Origin of the sequence: Streptomyces aureocirculatus (genome assembly GCF_000720475.1) — a bacterium.
GTDB classification, from domain to species: domain Bacteria; phylum Actinomycetota; class Actinomycetes; order Streptomycetales; family Streptomycetaceae; genus Streptomyces; species Streptomyces aureocirculatus.
In genome coordinates, this window is the sequence record NZ_JOAP01000123.1 from 1 (window position 1) to 2,303 (window position 2,303).

1 protein-coding gene and 2 pseudogenes are annotated in these 2,303 nt (G+C 66.7%); all 3 read right to left on the reverse strand.

Annotated elements, in window-relative coordinates; genetic code table 11:
• A partial coding sequence (locus IG78_RS52105) for a phosphotransferase (RefSeq protein ID WP_030574815.1) occupies window positions 1-145 on the reverse strand: 145 nt, incomplete at its 3' end.
• Between the two features lie 60 nt (window positions 146-205).
• A pseudogene (locus IG78_RS0140920) lies at window positions 206-1,198 on the reverse strand (transposase); the annotation flags it as partial.
• 15 nt (window positions 1,199-1,213) lie between these two features.
• Window positions 1,214-2,017: pseudogene (locus IG78_RS0140925) on the reverse strand (IS110 family transposase); the annotation flags it as partial.
• Window positions 2,018-2,303 lie beyond the last annotated feature (286 nt).

Consider the following 2,303-nt stretch of genomic DNA (forward strand, 5'->3'; position numbering starts at 1 on the left):
GATACCCGTGCTCCGCGAGGTAGGCCATCACAGCGGCTTCGGCGGTGACGTCGCCGCCGTCGCGGTATCGGCGAAGGACCCAGTGATCATCGATGGCGAACACGTCCGCGCTGCGGCCGGAGCCGAGTAACCCACCCGTCTGCATGCAGGGACCCTATCCGTCGGCGGAAACGCCTTCTTTCCCTGTGCGCCGTGGCTTGGTGCCCTTCAGGAAGGACTGCCAGCAGCGGTCGATGTCCGCCGTGGTGGCATCGGTCCTGGACCACCACAGCCAGACCGGCTTGTTCTCCCCACCTCTGGGGAGGTGCTCGACGCGGAGGCGGATAACGGTGCCCTCGATGAGGGGCAGCGGTCCGTCGTAGTCGAGCCAGGCCGCTCGTTTGGTGAGCCTGGGGTGCAGTCGGTCCCAGGCCCGTGCGGTCGCCTTTCCGTAGAGGCGGGTGTCGGTGACGGTCACGGCCTGCTCGGTCCCCCAAGTATCCGGGTCACCGAAGACGAACTCTCCTCCGTGCTTGGGCGGCCGGCCGCCCTTGGGGTCATAGACGCGGGACGGGGTAGGCCGGCGAAGGACGCGGTCGGAGCGCATCCGGCCGAGAATTTCGACGGGCAGGCCTTCCAGGAGATGGGCGATGCGCGGGGCATCGTAGCCCGCATCCAGCACGATCAGGACGTACGGATCGCCGTCCGTCCACTGTCCGGCGGCGACCAGTCGTTCGACGAGGTCGTGGATCTGTGCGGTGGTGACGGCAGCGATGTCCGCGCCAGGCTCCAGACGGATGGCGTCCAGCGGTGCGGTCCACGACGTGCGACCCGTCTCCAGCGCGGCGATGACCGAGTACGGCCACCCGGGGATCATCTGGTGCTTGCCCTCGCAGCGGCCGTAGGTGTGGCAGAACGAGCGGTCCGGGGCGGTGGCAGCATCCGGCCGCAGCCAGGGCGAGACGTCCGCGGCCAGGACCAGACGCCCGTCTGCCGCCTTTGGCAGCGGCAGCCCGGCGAGCGTCCGGCGCAGCCGGGCCACGTCCAGGCGGCCGTTGTTCAGACCGCCGTACAAAGCGCCGTGGCCACGGCGATGCTCGGGCGCCAACGCGAGGTCCACCAGCGTCCGCACCGGCCCCTCCGTGCACAGCAAAGCGTCGGCCAGCTCGAACAACGCGTCCCCGCGTCCGCTCAGGCACTCGTAGAACTTCGCCCGGATTCCTAGTGGTGTTTGTCAAGCTGCCAGGGCGATGGGCGGCACGGGCTGGTAGCACCGTCCGTCACGCAGGAGGGCCCAGGGGACGTTGACGCGGCGACGGGCGAGGGCGAGGGCGAGGACTGCTTGGGTGTGACGCTTGCCCTCGGCCCGCTTGCGATCGTAAAACCGTCGCGAATCCTCGCAGTAGCGGATGCTGAACATCGCTGAGGTGTAGAAGACGCGTTGGAGGCGGCGGTTGTATCGCTGGGGGCGCCGGAGATTGCCGCTGACCTTGCCGGAGTCACGAGGGACTGAGGCAACTCCTCCGAAGCTGGCAAGGCGGTCTGCGGTGCCGAAGAGGCTCATGTCACCGCCGGTGGCGGCCAGGAACTCGGCGCCGGGGATGACGCCCAGGCCGGGCATGCTGGTGATCACTTCGAAGGAATGGTGGTCGCGAAACCGGGCCTCGATGAGCTTGTCGAGCTCGCCGATCTCCTGGTTGAGGCCCATCACCTCCTTCGCCAGCGTATGCACCATCTGAGCGGCCAGCTTCTCCCCGGGAAGACTGGTGTGCTGACGATCAGCGGCCTCGACGGCCTTCTCGGTGAGCTGGTCAGCACGGGTGACGTCGCGGTTCCGCAGCCATGTCGCCAGCCGCTTGGCGCCGATCCGGCGGATGGCAACCGGGGTCTGGTAGCCCGACAGCAAGATCAGTGGCCCGGTGTTGTTCAAGTCCAGGGCACGTTCCAGGGCGGGAAAGATGCCATTGAGCTGGGCGCGGAGTCGGTTGATTGTGCGGGTGTCGGCGACCAGGTCAAGGCGCCGGTTGGTGAGGATCCTGTAAAAACCGCCCAGCACTCAGAACAAGCACCGTTGCAGTACTAAAGGGCGTCGCACAACGACCGAGCGATCTTTCGTGACCGTTTAGCGGTGCCAACCAGACCAGCGAAAACGGGTACAGAATCGGGCAGTTGACCTCGTGGCTGGTGGCCGGATCCGAACGTGATCGCCGTTGTGCAACACCCTTTAGGGGTCGTCTTCAAAGGTGATCAAGTGATGAGGGATCATGCTCGTCGTGGTGCGTCGTCATGAGCTTTCGGATGCCGAGTGGGCTGTGTTGTCGCGG